The 14,721-nt window shown below is 68.9% G+C and carries 13 protein-coding genes, 1 tRNA gene and 1 pseudogene; 7 read left to right on the top strand and 8 right to left on the bottom strand.

The window, feature by feature from the left end; all coding sequences use genetic code 11:
• Window positions 1-2: 2 nt before the first annotated feature.
• The 4 genes from ACI3KS_RS01965 to aceE form a co-directional block, all read right to left on the bottom strand.
• On the bottom strand, window positions 3-1,004 hold the full coding sequence (locus tag ACI3KS_RS01965; RefSeq protein WP_404914655.1) for a beta-ketoacyl-ACP synthase III: 1,002 nt from the start codon (window positions 1,002-1,004) through the stop codon (window positions 3-5).
• The gene (locus ACI3KS_RS01960; RefSeq protein WP_404914653.1) at window positions 1,001-1,921 is read right to left on the bottom strand and encodes an ACP S-malonyltransferase; all 921 of its coding nucleotides are present in this window, start codon (window positions 1,919-1,921) and stop codon (window positions 1,001-1,003) included. Before ACI3KS_RS01960 ends, ACI3KS_RS01965 begins: the two co-directional genes overlap by 4 nt.
• Before the next feature lie 129 nt (window positions 1,922-2,050).
• The gene (locus tag ACI3KS_RS01955) at window positions 2,051-3,247 is read right to left on the bottom strand and encodes a PucR family transcriptional regulator (protein WP_404914896.1); all 1,197 of its coding nucleotides are present in this window, start codon (window positions 3,245-3,247) and stop codon (window positions 2,051-2,053) included.
• A 34-nt stretch (window positions 3,248-3,281) separates the two neighbouring features.
• Window positions 3,282-6,008 carry a pyruvate dehydrogenase (acetyl-transferring), homodimeric type gene (aceE, locus tag ACI3KS_RS01950; RefSeq protein WP_404914651.1) on the bottom strand — a complete coding sequence of 909 codons (2,727 nt, stop codon included), beginning with the start codon at window positions 6,006-6,008 and terminating at the stop codon, window positions 3,282-3,284.
• 155 nt (window positions 6,009-6,163) lie between these two features.
• Here aceE and ACI3KS_RS01945 point away from each other — a divergent pair.
• Window positions 6,164-6,236 (top strand) — tRNA-Val (locus tag ACI3KS_RS01945).
• A 296-nt stretch (window positions 6,237-6,532) separates the two neighbouring features.
• Here the strand turns inward: ACI3KS_RS01945 and ACI3KS_RS01940 are convergent.
• Window positions 6,533-6,682 carry a hypothetical protein gene (locus tag ACI3KS_RS01940; protein WP_404914649.1) on the bottom strand — a complete coding sequence of 50 codons (150 nt, stop codon included), beginning with the start codon at window positions 6,680-6,682 and terminating at the stop codon, window positions 6,533-6,535.
• Window positions 6,683-6,721: 39 nt separating this feature from the next.
• Here ACI3KS_RS01940 and ACI3KS_RS01935 point away from each other — a divergent pair, with 39 nt between their 5' ends.
• From ACI3KS_RS01935 to ACI3KS_RS01915, 5 genes are all read left to right on the top strand, one after another.
• Complete coding sequence (locus ACI3KS_RS01935; RefSeq protein ID WP_404914647.1) at window positions 6,722-8,650, top strand: heavy metal translocating P-type ATPase; 1,929 nt, start codon at window positions 6,722-6,724, stop codon at window positions 8,648-8,650.
• Between the two features lie 23 nt (window positions 8,651-8,673).
• Window positions 8,674-9,123 (top strand): DUF6153 family protein, encoded by a 450-nt coding sequence (locus ACI3KS_RS01930; RefSeq protein WP_404914645.1) that lies wholly within the window; start codon window positions 8,674-8,676, stop codon window positions 9,121-9,123.
• 87 nt (window positions 9,124-9,210) lie between these two features.
• Window positions 9,211-9,807, top strand: coding sequence for a DUF305 domain-containing protein (locus ACI3KS_RS01925; protein WP_404914643.1), 597 nt, complete (start codon window positions 9,211-9,213; stop codon window positions 9,805-9,807).
• 99 nt (window positions 9,808-9,906) lie between these two features.
• Complete coding sequence (locus tag ACI3KS_RS01920; protein ID WP_404914641.1) at window positions 9,907-10,896, top strand: L-lactate dehydrogenase; 990 nt, start codon at window positions 9,907-9,909, stop codon at window positions 10,894-10,896.
• The gene (locus tag ACI3KS_RS01915; protein ID WP_404914639.1) at window positions 10,893-11,783 is read left to right on the top strand and encodes a TIGR01777 family oxidoreductase; all 891 of its coding nucleotides are present in this window, start codon (window positions 10,893-10,895) and stop codon (window positions 11,781-11,783) included. Before ACI3KS_RS01920 ends, ACI3KS_RS01915 begins: the two co-directional genes overlap by 4 nt.
• Window positions 11,784-11,788: 5 nt before the next feature.
• On the opposite strand, the gene ACI3KS_RS01910 is transcribed toward ACI3KS_RS01915, so the two are convergent.
• On the bottom strand, window positions 11,789-12,544 hold the full coding sequence (locus ACI3KS_RS01910; protein WP_404914637.1) for an SDR family oxidoreductase: 756 nt from the start codon (window positions 12,542-12,544) through the stop codon (window positions 11,789-11,791).
• A 101-nt stretch (window positions 12,545-12,645) separates the two neighbouring features.
• Here ACI3KS_RS01910 and ACI3KS_RS01905 point away from each other — a divergent pair.
• Window positions 12,646-13,315, top strand: a pseudogene (locus ACI3KS_RS01905) (helix-turn-helix domain-containing protein).
• Between the two features lie 31 nt (window positions 13,316-13,346).
• Here ACI3KS_RS01905 and ACI3KS_RS01900 read toward each other — a convergent pair.
• Window positions 13,347-13,733: a DUF2510 domain-containing protein gene (locus ACI3KS_RS01900; protein ID WP_404914635.1), complete on the bottom strand. Its 387-nt coding sequence runs from the start codon at window positions 13,731-13,733 to the stop codon at window positions 13,347-13,349.
• A gap of 1 nt (window position 13,734) precedes the next feature.
• On the bottom strand, window positions 13,735-14,574 hold the full coding sequence (locus ACI3KS_RS01895; protein ID WP_404914633.1) for an aldo/keto reductase: 840 nt from the start codon (window positions 14,572-14,574) through the stop codon (window positions 13,735-13,737).
• Window positions 14,575-14,721: the final 147 nt, after the last annotated feature.

Genomic DNA, 14,721 nt, shown 5'->3' with positions numbered 1-14,721 from the left:
TCTCAGGGGAGGACGACGACCTGTGCGGCGAAGACGAGGCCGGCTCCGAAGCCGATCTGCAGGGCGAGTCCGCCGGACAGCTCGGGATGCTCGGCGAGCAGGCGGTGCGTGGCGAGCGGGATCGACGCCGCCGAGGTGTTGCCCGTGGTCTCGATGTCGCGGGCGATGATGGTCGTCTCGGGCAGCTTGAGCTGCTTGGCGAACTCGTCGACGATGCGCATGTTCGCCTGGTGCGGCACGAACGCGGCGATGTCCTCGGGTTCGACGCCGGCGCGGTCCAGTGCCTCGCGGGCGACCTTGGCCATCTCCCAGACCGCCCATCGGAACACCGTCTGGCCCTCCTGGCGCAGAGTCGGCCACGGTGCCTGTCCGTCGCGGAACTCGGTCAGAGTGTGGTTCATCCCCACAGCGTCCGCCTTCGAACCGTCGGATCCCCACACCACGGGCGCGATACCCGGCGTGTCGCTGGGACCGACGACAGCCGCGCCCGCGCCGTCTCCCAGCAGGAAGGAGATCGTGCGGTCGGTGGGGTCGACGATGTCGGAGAGCTTCTCGGTGCCGATGACCACCGCGTACCGTGCAGCGCCGGACTTGATGAGGGCGTCGGCCTGCGTGACCGCGTAGGCGAAGCCGGCGCAGGCGGCGTTGATGTCGTAGGCGGCGGCCGGGTTCGATCCGACGCGGTCCGCAACGATCGCCGCGACCGACGGGGTCTGCTTCGGGTTGCTGATGGTCGCCACGATGACGAGGTCGATCTGGTCGGCGGGGACGCCGGACTTCGCGATCGCCTCGGCGGCGGCATCCGTCGCCAGATCGATCGCATCTGTGCCCTTGTCGGCGCGGACGCGGGTGATGATGCCGGTGCGCTGACGGATCCACTCGTCGCTGGAGTCGATGGGGCCGATGAGATCGTCGTTGGGCACGGCGTTCTCGCCGCGAGCGGCACCGTACGAGTAGATGCGAGTGTACGTGGCACCGGTGGGCTGGGTCAGGGTGGCGCTCATGCCGCTTCTCCGTTCAGCAGCGCGACAGCTGCATCGAGGTCGTCAGGGGTCTTCACGGCGACGGTCGGCACGCCGCGCAGCCCGCGCTTCGCGAGGCCGGTCAACGCGCCGGCCGGCGCGAGCTCGATGAGACCGGTGATGCCGTTCTCCGCGAACGACGCCATGCACAGGTCCCAGCGGACCGGCGACGAGACCTGGTCGACGAGGTAGTCGAGAGCGGTGGCGCCCTCGGTGACGATCGTGCCGTCCCGGTTGGTCCAGAGGCGCACGGTCGGGTTCGCGGGTTCGACGCCGTCGACCGCTGAGCGGAGGGCATCGACGGCGGGTGCCATGTACGAGGTGTGGAAGGCCCCGGCGACCTGCAGCGGGATCACGCGGGTGCCGCGCAGCGGCTCCTCGGCCAGCGCGGCGAGAGCGGGGAGTGCGCCGGCCGCGACGATCTGCCCGCCGCCGTTGTAGTTCGCGGGGGTGAGCTCGAGCTCGGCGAGGCGCGCGAGCACCGCCGCCTCATCGCCGCCGAGGACCGCGCTCATGCCCGTGGGAGTCTGTGCTGCGGCATCCGCCATCGCACGGCCGCGCACCCCGACCAGGCGCATCGCGGTGCGATCGTCGATCACGCCCGCCTCGGCGAGAGCAGCGAGCTCGCCCACCGAGTGCCCGGCGATGCCCTCGGGGGCTGTACCGGTGCGCTCGCGCAGGGCGCGCGCTGCGATCAGCGAGGCCGCGACGATGAGCGGCTGGGCGATGCGGGTGTCGCGGATCGTGTCGGCATCCGACACGGTGCCGTGGGTGTGGAGGTCGACCTCCGCCGCCTCCGAATAGGCGGCCAGCAGGTCGGCGACGCCGTCGAGTTCGAGCCAGGGGGAGAGGAATCCAGGAGTCTGAGACCCCTGTCCGGGGCATGCGTAGACGATCACCTCCCCAGTCTGTCAACGATCCGACGGAAACGGTGGATGATCCATCACAAGATTCCGCGAAACCGTTGTGCGTGGCGTACAGCGGCCTGCGGGACGGATGCTCCGCGGAGTACCGGGGAGCGGTGAGGCTCAGCGCGGAGGGCGCCGCAGGGGCGCGCGTCGACGCATCTGGTCGCCGGCACCGATCGAACCCAGGATCAGTGCGGTCTGGAGGATGAGAGCTTCTCGAGGACCGGTCGCGTCCCAGCCGATGACCTCGCTGACCCGCTTGAGGCGGTAGCGGACGGTGTTCGGGTGCACGAAGAGCTCTCGCGCCGTCGCCTCGAGGGAGCGGCCGTTGTCGAGATAGCTCCACAGCGTGGTCACGAGATCCGTGGAGTGGGCCTGCAGGGGCCGATGGATGCGCTCGATGAGGGTCTGCTTCGCCAGGGGGTCGCCGGCGAGGGCGCGCTCGGGGAGCAGATCATCCGCCTCGACGGGTCGTGGTGCGTTGCGCCAGGCTCGGGCCACGGCGAAGCCGGCGAGCGCGGCCCGAGCGCTCTGACTCGCGTCGACGAGCGCGGCGACCGCCGGTCCCAGCACGATGTGACCAGGGCCGAATGAGGGCTCCAAGCGCGAGGCGATCTCCTGGAAGCCCAGTTCCTCCTCTTCGGCATCCTGTCCCGGCACCCGCGCGCGTCCGAGCACGAGGACGAGACGGGATCCCTGCACGCCGATGAGCACGTCGACGGAGAGCTTGCGAGCGCTGCGTCGTACGAGGTCGACGTCGAACTGCGGAGGCGTCGTGCCGACGAGGACCGCGACCTCGCCGTGACCGTGCCAGCCGAGGGCGGCAATGCGGCTGGGAAGCTCCTCGTCGGCCTCGCCCGTGAGGATCGAGTCCACGACGAGGGCCTCGAGGCGCGCATCCCAGAGTCCGCGGGCCTCGGCGGCGCGTGCATACACATCGGCCGCCGCGAAGGCGACATCGCGTGAATAGAGCAGGATCGCCTCGCGCAGGTACTCGCCCTTGCCGGCGACCCGCTCCTCGGTGATCTCCACGGTCACCCGGATCAGCTGCAGGGTCTGCTGCAGGCTGACGCTGCGCAGCAGTTCGCGAGGAGCCGCGGCGAAGATGTCCGCAGCGATCCACGGAGTCGAGGTGGGGTCGTCGTACCACTGGATGAACGAGGTGATGCCGGCCTGGGCCACCAGCCCGACGGCGGAGCGTCGGGCCGGTGGCATGTCGGCGTACCAGGGGAGCGTGTCCTCCAGCCGCTTGATCGTCGCCGTAGCCAGGTCGCCGGAGATCCGGCGCAGCCAGGTGAGCGTCGCGGCCTTGTCCATCCCCGCGGGGGACGAATCCTTCGTCACCGAGGACTCAGCTTTCGCCGCCCGCGTTGCCGCTGGTGCCGGCGTTGACGTCGTGCAGGCTGTACTTCTGGATCGCCTGCGCCGCGAGCGAGCGGTCGACGACGCCGTCCTCGGCGAGCGACTGCAGCGTGCGCACAACGATCGACGGTCCGTCGATCTTGAAGAAGCGACGCGCGGCGGCGCGGGTGTCCGAGAAGCCGAATCCGTCGGCTCCGAGCGTCGCGAAGCGGTTCGGCACCCAGGGGCGGATCTGGTCCTGCACCGCGTGCATGAAATCGCTGACGGCGACGACGGGACCTTCTGCTCCCTGCAGCTTCTGGGTGAGGTAGGCCGTGCGGGGCTCCTCCTCCGGGTGCAGGAAGTTGTGCTCGTCCGCGGCGAGGCCGTCGCGGCGCAGCTCGGTCCACGAGGTGACCGACCAGACATCGGCGCTCACGCCCCAGTCGTTCTTCAGCAGCTCCTGCGCCTCGAGCGCCCACGGGAGTCCGACGCCCGACGCGAACAGCTGCGCACGGGGGCCGTCGCCCTCGCCGACGGAGACGCGGTGGATGCCGCGGACGATGCCGTCGACGTCCACGTTCTCCGGCTCGGCCGGCTGCACGAGGGGCTCGTTGTAGACGGTGATGTAGTACATCACGTTCGGGTCCTCGTGGGTGCCGCCGTACATGCGGTCGAGGCCGGAGCGCATGATGTGCGCGATCTCGTAGCCGTAGGCGGGGTCGTACGAGACCGTCGCCGGGTTCGTCGCCGCGAGCAGGTGCGAGTGCCCGTCGGCGTGCTGAAGGCCCTCACCCGTGAGAGTGGTGCGACCTGCGGTGGCGCCGATGATGAAGCCGCGCGCCATCTGGTCGCCCGCGGCCCACTGGGCGTCGCCGGTGCGCTGGAACCCGAACATCGAGTAGAAGAGGTAGATCGGGATCAGTGGCTCGCCGTGCGTCGCGTACGACGTTCCGGCGGCGGTGAACGCGGCCAGCGCGCCGGCCTCGTTGATGCCGACGTGGACGATCTGCCCCTGCGGGCTCTCCTTGTAGGCGAGCAGCAGCTCCCGGTCGACCGACGTGTAGTGCTGGCCGTTCGGGTTGTAGATCTTGGCGGTCGGGAAGTACGCGTCCATGCCGAACGTGCGGGCTTCGTCGGGGATGATCGGCACGATGCGGTGGCCGAAGTCCTTCGAGCGGAGCAGGTCCTTGAGCAGGCGGACGAACGCCATCGTGGTGGCGATCTCCTGCGTTCCGGAGCCCTTCTTGGGCAGCGCGTACGCGGAGTCGTCGGGAAGCGACAGACCGACGTGCGTGGTGCGGCGCTCGGGGAGGAAGCCGCCGAGCGCGCGGCGGCGCTCGAGCATGTACTGGATCGTCTCGTCCTGGGGGCCGGGGTTGTAGTACGGCGGCAGGTACGGGTTCTCCTCGAGCTGCGCATCCGTGATCGGGATGTGCATGGTGTCGCGGAACGTCTTGAGGTTGTCCAGCGTCATCTTCTTCATCTGGTGGGTCGCGTTGCGGCCCTCGAAGTGCGGTCCGAGACCGTAACCCTTGACGGTCTTCGCCAGGATGACGGTCGGCTGGCCCTTGTGCTCGGTCGCCGCCTTGAACGCCGCGTAGACCTTGCGGTAGTCGTGGCCACCGCGCTTGAGCTTCCAGATCTGGTCGTCGGAGTAGTCCTCGACGAGAGCGGCCGCGCGCTCGTCGCGCCCGAAGAAGTGCTCGCGGACGTACGCGCCGGACTCGGCCTTGTACGTCTGGAAGTCGCCGTCCGGCGTGGAGTTCATGAGGTTGAGCAGAGCGCCCTCGCTGTCGCGGGCGAGCAGGTCGTCCCACTCGCGGCCCCAGACGACCTTGATGACGTTCCAGCCGGCACCGCGGAAGAACGACTCGAGCTCCTGCATGATCTTGCCGTTGCCGCGGACGGGTCCGTCGAGGCGCTGGAGGTTGCAGTTCACGATGAACGTGAGGTTGTCGAGGCCCTCGTTGGCGGCGACCTGCAGCTGGCCGCGGCTCTCGACCTCGTCCATCTCGCCGTCGCCCAGGAACGCCCAGACGTGCGAGTCGGAGGTGTCCTTGATGCCGCGGTTCTCGAGGTACTTGTTCGACATCGCCTGGTAGATCGCGTTGATGGGTCCGAGACCCATCGACACGGTCGGGAACTGCCAGTAGTCCGGCATCAGGCGCGGGTGCGGGTACGAGGGGATGCCGTGCGGGGCGTGCGACTTCTCCTGGCGGAACCCGTCGAGCTGGTCCTCGCTCAGGCGGCCCTCGAGGAAGGAACGTGCGTACGTGCCGGGGGAGGCGTGGCCCTGGATGAAGATCTGGTCGCCGCCGCCGGGGTTGTCGAGTCCCTTGAAGAAGTGGTTGAAGCCGACTTCATACAGCGCGGCGGACGATGCGTAGGTGGAGATGTGGCCGCCGACGCCGATGCCAGGGCGCTGTGCGCGGTGCACGGTGATGGCCGCGTTCCAGCGGATCCACGCGCGGTAGCGTCGCTCGATCTCTTCGTCACCGGGGAACTCCGGCTCGTTCTCGGGAGCGATCGTGTTGATGTAGTCCGTGGTGGGAACCATCGGCACACCCAGGTGCAGCTCCTTGGAACGCTTGAGCAGGCTGAGCATGATCTCGCGCCCGCGGCCATGGCCCTTCGCGTCGACGAGTTCGTCGAGCGACTGCTGCCACTCTCCCGTCTCTTCCGGGTCGCTGTCGAGCGGGCCCTGGGAATACGGATCCTGGTCGTGCACAGTCACGGGGAGCCTTTCGTCAAGCTGGCAGGTCATGCCGAGGAAACGGGAAGCGACGCGGGCAGCCTTTGTCGGCTGTGCACAACGCGTGCTGTCCACAGCCTAGCCCTGTTCCGCAGGACGTGGTGCTCATCGGTATCCGGATAGACTGGACCGCACCAGGGCCTTTAGCTCAGCTGGTAGAGCGCCACGTTTACACCGTGGATGTCGTCGGTTCGATCCCGGCAGGGCCCACCTCATCTCCGAGCGATCGAGAGCGCGACTTCTCCCTGCGCAGGCTTCTTCCGGCGCTCCGGTCGCCGCTGTCCGGTGCGCGTCCATGTCTCACATGCATGCGTGTCGATGTCTCACACGCATGCGTTCTTCATCATTCAGGGACGGGACGACCGTCGGGAATTCTTCGTGCACCCCTTGGCTTTTATACCCCCAGGGGGTATCCTGGACGTCGACGAACGGCGACGTGCCTTGCCCACCTCTGAACGCATCGGAAGCGAAGGAGGCTCATGATGAGCCAGCAGGAGCACAGCACTTCACAGGGCCACGGTCCCCACGGGGCCGGCTCGCACAGGGGGAAGTCGGATGCCGATCGTGAGCACGACTTCGGCCACGAAGGTCACCTGCAGCACGGCGATCATGAGGATCACGCTGGACACGGCGGTCACGCTGAGCATGGCGGACACGGCGATCACGTCGGACAGTTCCGACGGCTGTTCTGGATCATGCTCGCGCTGGCGGTTCCCGTGGTCGCCTTCTCGTCGATGTTCGCGATGCTGCTGGGCTACTCGCTTCCCGATGCGGCGTGGGTCACGTGGGTTTCACCGGTTTTCGGAACCGTGATGTACGTCTGGGGCGGCGCTCCGTTCCTGACGGGGGCGGTGAGTGAACTGAGGTCCCGCAGACCGGGCATGATGCTCTTGATCGCCCTGGCCATCACGGTGGCGTTCCTCGCCTCGTGGGGCGCGAGCATCGGGCTCCTGCATCATGAACTCGACTTCTGGTGGGAGCTCGCGCTCCTGATCGTGATCATGCTCCTGGGCCACTGGATCGAGATGCGCTCCCTCGCCCAGACAACCTCCGCGCTCGATTCCCTCGCGGCGCTGCTGCCGGATGAGGCGGAGAGGGTCGAGGGCGAGAACACCGTCGCTGTCGCCCCGTCCGACCTGCGGGTCGGCGACGTCGTCGTGGTCCGCCCAGGCGGCCGCGTTCCGGCGGATGGACGGGTCGTGCAGGGTGCGGCCAGCATGGACGAGTCGATGATCACCGGCGAGTCCCGCCCCGTGCGCCGCTCGGGCGGGGATCAGGTGATCGCCGGCACGGTCGCCACGGACTCCGGACTGCGGGTGGAGATCACCGCCGTCGGAGAAGACACCGCATTGGCGGGCATCCGGAAGCTGGTGGCCGAGGCGCAGAGTTCCTCGTCGCGGGCCCAGCGACTCGCGGATCGTGCGGCAGGCTGGCTGTTCTGGTTCGCCCTCGGAGCCGGGCTGATCACGGCGATCGTCTGGACTCTCGTCGGGCTGCCCGACCAGGCCGTGATCCGCACGATCACGGTACTGGTCATCGCCTGCCCGCACGCGCTGGGGCTCGCGATCCCGCTCGTGGTGTCGATCGCGACCGAGCGCGCAGCGCGGGGCGGGGTCCTGGTGAAGGATCGTCTCGCGTTGGAGAGCATGCGCACCGTCGACACGGTGCTGTTCGACAAGACCGGAACGCTCACGAAGGGCACCCCTGCCGTCACCGGCATCGAACCGGCAGGAGCCTTCGGCGAGGCCGAGCTGCTCGCGCTGGCCGCGGCCGCCGAGTCCGACTCCGAGCATCCCCTCGCCAGGGCGATCGTGAACGCAGCGAAGGAGCGCGACCTGGCTGTCCCCTCGGCCCAGGACTTCGCTTCCTCGCCCGCCGTGGGCGTCACGGCGCGGGTCGACGGCCGCATCGTGCGGGTCGGCGGACCGCACATGCTCGCACAGGAGCATGCGGCGGAACTGGGTATCGCGGATCAGTGGCGCACCGAGGGAGCGATCATCCTCCACGTCCTCGTCGACGGCGCGGTCGCCGGCGCGCTCCGACTGGCGGACGAGGTCCGCCTCGAGTCGCGCGACGCCGTCCGGGCCCTGCACGACCGCGACGTGCAGGTCGTCATGATCACGGGGGATGCGGAGGCCGTCGCGGCATCCGTGGCGGCCGATCTCGGCATCGAGCGGTTCTTCGCCGGGGTGCGCCCCGAGGACAAGGCAGCGACCGTGAAGCAGCTTCAGGGCGAGGGGAGGAAGGTCGCCATGGTCGGTGACGGGGTGAACGACGCCCCCGCGCTCGCGCAGGCCGACGTGGGAATCGCCATCGGTGCAGGAACGGACGTCGCGATCGCATCCGCCGGCGTCATCCTCGCCAGCGATGATCCCCGCTCGGTGCTGTCCGTGATCGAGCTGTCCCGTGCCAGCTACCGCAAGATGACGCAGAACCTGTGGTGGGCGGCCGGGTACAACCTCCTGTCCGTGCCCCTCGCTGCGGGAGTCCTCGCACCGATCGGGTTCGTGCTGCCGATGTCCGTCGGCGCGGTGCTGATGTCTCTCTCCACGATCGTGGTCGCGCTGAACGCGCAGTTGCTGCGTCGGCTGCGTCTCTCCCCTGACGCGGTCATCGAGAAGTAGGCCGACGAGAAGGAGGCGGAAGGATGCTGATCACGATTGCGCGACGCATGACGACGCACCGCGCGCTCGACCGCACCCTTCTCATCGTCGTCGTGGTGGCCGTCGCCGTGATCCTCGGGCTCCTCGCGATGCACTCGGTGAGCACTCACGTCACGGCGTCTGGCCACGCTCGCACCGTCGCCGCGGAGAACGGCACCGCCCACACAGGCGGTCACCCCGCTGAGCTGTCGGTGGGCGATTCTCCCGGTGCGGTGCCAGCGGAGTGTGCGAACTGCGCCGATGACGACGGCATGGGCGGGATCGCGTGCGTGCTCGCGCTGCTCGTCGTCGCCGTCCTGGTCGTTCGGTCCACTGCATGGCGCCGTCCGTTCGGTTCCGCTCTCGGCCGGTCGACCGCCCCGACACGGCATCCGAGCGCTCAACGCCCGCTTGCGCCGCCCTCTCTCACCGCTCTCTGCATCATTCGCACGTGACCAGGGGCATGCCCGCGCTCAGCGGGCCATGTCTCCGTGCCCCGCACCCGCGGGGTGCCTGATCACCGACTCCTGGAGAGAAACATCATGAAGACCCGTTCGGTGGCTTCCGCCGCACTCAGCCTCGCCGCCCTGCTGGCCCTCGTCGGTTGCGCGAGCACCACATCCACCGACCACATGGGCGGCATGGACCACGGCGGCAGCAGCACTTCCGCCCCCGCATCCGCCGAGGCGAACGACGACGACATCATGTTCGCCGGCATGATGAAGCAGCACCACGAGCAAGCGATCGAGATGTCCGACATGCTCCTCGGCAAAGAGGGCGTCGATGAGCGCGTCGTCGCCCTGGCTCAGCGGATCAAAGCCGCGCAACGGCCCGAGATCCAGCTGATGGACGAGTGGCTAGAAGACTGGGGCGTCGACGCTTCCGCCATGGGCGGCATGGACCACGGCGACGGCATGATGTCGGAGTCCGACATGCAGGCTCTCGACGACGCCACCGGTGCGGAGGCGGGACCCCTGTTCCTCGTGCAGATGATCCAGCACCACGAGGGAGCCGTCGAGATGGCGCAGGACGAGGTCGACAACGGGCGCAACCCCGACGCCGTCGCCCTGGCCGAGACCGTCATCGACGCGCAGACCGAGGAGATCGCCGAGATGGAGGAGATCCTCGCCACCCTGTGATTCCGGTACGGGTGCCGGATCACCTCCGGCCCCGTACCGCCGTCGCGCGCGCCGCGGCGCTTCCTCGGAATCCCCGCCTCGGACTGCCAGACTGACGACATGGCGATCATCGAGAACTCGAAGCTCACCGTCGTCGGCGCCGGGAGCGTCGGATCGAGCGTGGCGTACGCCGCACTGATCCGCGGCTCGGCCCGCCACGTCGTCCTCTACGACATCGCGACCCAGAAGGTCGAGGCCGAAGTGCTCGACCTCGCTCACGGAACCCAGTTCACCGGGTCGAGCGACATCACCGGCGGCAGCGACCTCTCGGCCGTCGCCGGCTCGCACGTCGTCGTGATCACGGCAGGGGCGAAGCAGAAGCCGGGGCAGACCCGGATGGAGCTCGCCGAGGTGAACGCGGAGATCATCCGCGGCATGATGCCGCGTCTGCTCGAGGTCGCACCGGATGCCGTCTACGTGATCGTCACGAACCCGTGCGACGTGCTCACCGTCGTCGCCCAGCGGGCGACCGGCTTGCCACCCGAGCGGATCTTCGCATCGGGGACCGTGCTGGACACGTCACGGCTGCGATGGAAGCTCGGCGAGCGTGCAGGGGTCTCCACCGCGAGCGTGCACGCATGGATCGTCGGTGAGCACGGCGACACGGAGTTCCCGCTGTGGTCCCAGGCGACCATCGGCTCGGTCCCCGTGCTCGACTGGCAGGCGCCAGACGTTCCGGCTCTCACTCGGGAGGAACTCGATGAGATCGCCGTCGACGTGAGGGATGCGGCATACGCGGTGATTCGCGGCAAGGGCGCGACCAACTATGCGATCGGTCTGTCCAGCGCGCGCATCGTCGAAGCCGTCCTCCGTGACGAGCACGCGGTGCTGCCCGTCAGCACTGTGCTCTCCGACTTCCACGGCATCGACGGGGTCGCCCTCTCGGTGCCCTCGGTCGTGAGCGCCGCGGGCGCGATCCCGGTGAGGAACACTCCGTTCTCGGAGGATGAGCTCCGATCGTTGCGCCGGTCGGCGGACGCACTCGCGGCAGCCCTCGACGAACTCGACGTGCCCGGTGCCCCCTCGACCGGTGCGGAGGCGACGGCATGACCGGTCGGGTCGTGATCAGCGGAGCATCCGGTCTGATCGGCTCCGCCCTCGCCGAGTCCTTGCGGGCGGACGGCATCGCAGTGACCTCGCTGGTGCGGCGCGCGCCTCGCGGCGTCGACGAGGTGCAGTGGGCGCCGGGAGCGGCCCGGCTCGATCCCGCCGTTCTCGACGGCGCCGATGCGCTTGTCGCCCTTGGCGGGGCGAGTGTCGGACGTCTGCCGTGGACCGCCGGTTATCGCCGTGAACTGGTCGCGTCGCGCATGTCCGCGACGCGAACTCTGTCCACGGCGCTGCGCGAGCTCGGATCCGACGCTCCTCACTTCGTCTCGGCATCCGCGGTCGGGTACTACGGCGCCGTTCCCGGCGCTGTGCTCGACGAGGCGTCACCCGCCGGCGACACCTTCCTCGCCCGACTCTGCGTCGACTGGGAGGATGCGGCAAAGGGAGCGGGCGAGAGCGCCCGCGTCGCCCTGCTGCGCACCGCACCCGTGATCCACCGCCAAGGGGTGCTCAAGCCGCTGATCCTGCTCACCCGCTTCGGTGTCGCAGGGCCGCTCGGCCGAGGCACGCAGATCTGGCCGTGGATCTCGCTGGCCGACGAGGTGGCGGCGATCCGGCACGTGATCGACACCCGTATCGCCGGGCCGGTCAACCTCACCGGGCCGACGCGGGCATCGGCGAACGACATCGGCAAGGCCCTCGCCCGACGGATGCATCGGCCGTTCTGGCTGCCGGTGCCCGCATGGGCGCTGCGCCTCGGCCTGAGCGCCGCGGCGGCGGACTCGTTGCTGCTCAACGACGCGGATGCTCGACCCGGGGTCCTCGAGAGCTCAGGGTTCCGATTCGCCCACGCCACCGTCGAAGACGCCGTCGCCGCAGCGCTCTGACCCGATCACCTGCCGTGCGGATCCGTGCGGTTGAGCACCGACACGACCTGCGCGTAGTCGCCACGCGCCTCTCCGTAGCGCAGGAACTTGACCCGTTCGACCTGGATCTCGTCGGCATCCGGCCGGTTCTCGAGCAGATCCATGACCTCGGTGATGTATGCCTCGAGGGGCATGGCCGACGCGTTGTCCTCGTGGCCGGGCATCAGGGCGGTCTGCACGGCCGGGGGCTCCAGTTCGAGCACGCGGATGCCACTGCCCGCATACTGCAACCGGATCGACTCGCTGAGCATGTGGATCGCGGCCTTGGTGGCGTTGTACGTCGGCGTGACCTTGAGCGGCGCGAAGGCGAGACCCGAGGACACTGTCATGATCGTCGCATCCGGCAGCGACCGCAGGTGCTCGATGAACGCCGCGATCAACCGGATCGGCCCCAGCAGGTTCGTGGTGACCGTCTCTTCCGCGGTCTGCAGGAACGACGACGAGGTCCAGTCCTCGACGCGCATCACCCCGGCCATGGTGATGAGCACGTTGATCCCGGGGTAAGACGCCAGGACTTCGTCGGCCGCGGTGCGGATGCTGTCCGCATCCGTGGTGTCGATGCGGACGGTGCCGAATCCTTCGGCGGCGATCTCGGCGAGCAGCTCGGTGCGGCGGCCTCCGACGATGACGGTGTTGCCCCGGTCCTGCAAGGCCCTCGCCAGTGCGAGGCCGATGCCGCTCGTGGCCCCGGGGATGAAGATGATGTTTCCGCTGATGTTCATGACTCCACGATCGGCGGCGCGGGCGAGTCCGGGCAGAGAGCGCTCATCCGGGGATCGGCGATCCCTGGATGAGCACGGAGGCGCCGGGGGATACTGCCGGTATGGACCGTGATGCTCTCGCCGATTTCCTCGTGCACCGCCGCGAGGAGCTGCAACCGGCCGACGTCGGCCTCAGCACCGGATCCCGTCGGCGCGCACCAGGCCTGCGCCGAGAAGAGGTGGCCATGCTCGCGGCCATGTCGACCGACTACTACGCACGTCTCGAGCAACGGAGGGGTCCGCAGCCGAGCGTGCAGATGCTGTCGTCGCTCGCCCGCGCGCTGAGGCTGACCTCCGATGAGCGGGACTACCTGTATCGGGTCAGCGGTCACAGCGCGCCCGATCGTGCGGTGTTCTCCGACTACGTCGCTCCGGGGATGCTCCGGATCCTCGATCGCCTCACGGACACGCCCGCATTCGTCGTGTCCGTCCTCGACGAGGTGCTGGTCCAGAACGATGCGGCCCGCGCACTGTTCGGCGATGCCAGCGCCCTGGTGGGGATGGAACGCAGCGGCGCCTACCGCTGGTTCGCGCATCCCGACACGGCACGACGCGTCTATCCCGTGCGCGACCACGAGCGATCTCGGCGAGATCGAGGTCGACTGTCAGGCGCTGCTCACCGAGGACGAGGCGCAGGCACTGATCGTGCTCACCGCCCCGCGGGGGAGCGAGGCGGCGAGCAAACTCGATCTTCTGCGTGTGCTGGGGACTCAGCCCGTCGGCGCCGGCTGACCGTTCTCACGCCGTGCCGTGAGGCCGAGTGTCAGAGCTTCTCGAACACGAGCGTCGCCTGGATGCGATCGCCACCGCCGAAGCCGGCGCTTCCTCCGGATGACGTCGTGATCGTGTGCAGGCGGTAGCCGAGCGCGGCCTGGGCGTTGATCGCGTGCTCGAGTTCGGTGAGATTGCCCGAACCGGATCCCCAGAACTTCTCCTTGAGGACGACCTGGAGAACCACGTAGCTCATGCCGTTCTGCGCGGGGCGAGGCTGTGCTCCCGCGACGGCCTCGGCCTGGATCCGGTTGATCACTCCGTCGAGACCCGGTTCCGGGGCGCTCGGCGGTTGCACCGTCTCGGTCCAGCTCGTGCCGTCCCACCAGCGCTGCGTTCCCGTGCCGTCGTCGTACCAGCCGGCCTGCGTCGTCGACATCTCAGCTCTCCTCGTGGGTGGCGGGGTCGGCGTCGAACAGTCGTCCGTCCGGGCGGCCCAGTGCGGTGATCGCGTCGACCTCTGCGGTGTCGAGGACGACCGTGCCCGCTTCGAGGTTCGAGCGCTGATGCTCGAGAGACGATGCCTTCGGGATGGCGACGGTCTCGCGCGCGACATGCCAGGCGAGCACGACCTGGGCGGGGGAGATGCCGTGGGCGGCCGCGATCTCGGCGATCACCGGCTGCGAGAGCACATCGGATCCCTTGCCGAGCGGGCTCCACGCCTCGGTGATGATCCCGTGCTCGCGGTGATACGCCAGCTGCTCGCTCTGCGGGAAGTAGGGATGCACCTCGATCTGGTTCACGACGGGACGCACCCCGGTCTCACGCTCGATGCGCTCGAGGTGCTCCGGGAGGAAGTTCGAGACGCCGATCTGACGCACGACGCCGCGCTGCTGCGCATCGACCAGGGCCGCCCACGCCTGGACGTACTCGTCCTGGATCGGGTTGGGCCAATGGATGAGGTGCAGATCGGTCGCATCGAGCGCGAGACGCGAACGGCTCTCTTCGATGCTCGTCGGCGCCTTCGACGACGGGTGGTGGCGGCCGGGCAGCTTGGTCGTCACGATCACCTCGGAGCGGTCGACACCGGATGCCGCGACGCCGCGGCCGACGGAGCCCTCGTTCTCGTAGTTGAACGCGGAGTCGACGAGACGGTACCCGGCACCGAGAGCTGCGGCGACGGCATCCGCCCCTGCGTCTCCCCACAGGCCGTACGTGCCGAGACCGATCGCGGGCAGTCGGAACCCGTTATGGGCGGTGAACTCGGGGGATGCAGGCATCGGATCTCCTTCACTGGTGGATGCGTCTCAGCGTAGACCGGGCACGCTCCCGTGGTGCGGGTTGTTGCTCCATATGCCGCGCGGCGGCGGGCGAGGTGCTCCGGCGCCACCTGCCACGCGGTGGACGGAGGCTCCCCGAGTGGGCCA

It is taken from the genome of Microbacterium sp. ZW T5_45 (genome assembly GCF_044987415.1).
In the GTDB taxonomy this organism is placed as follows: domain Bacteria; phylum Actinomycetota; class Actinomycetes; order Actinomycetales; family Microbacteriaceae; genus Microbacterium.
This window is presented reverse-complemented; position numbering and strand designations above follow the sequence as displayed.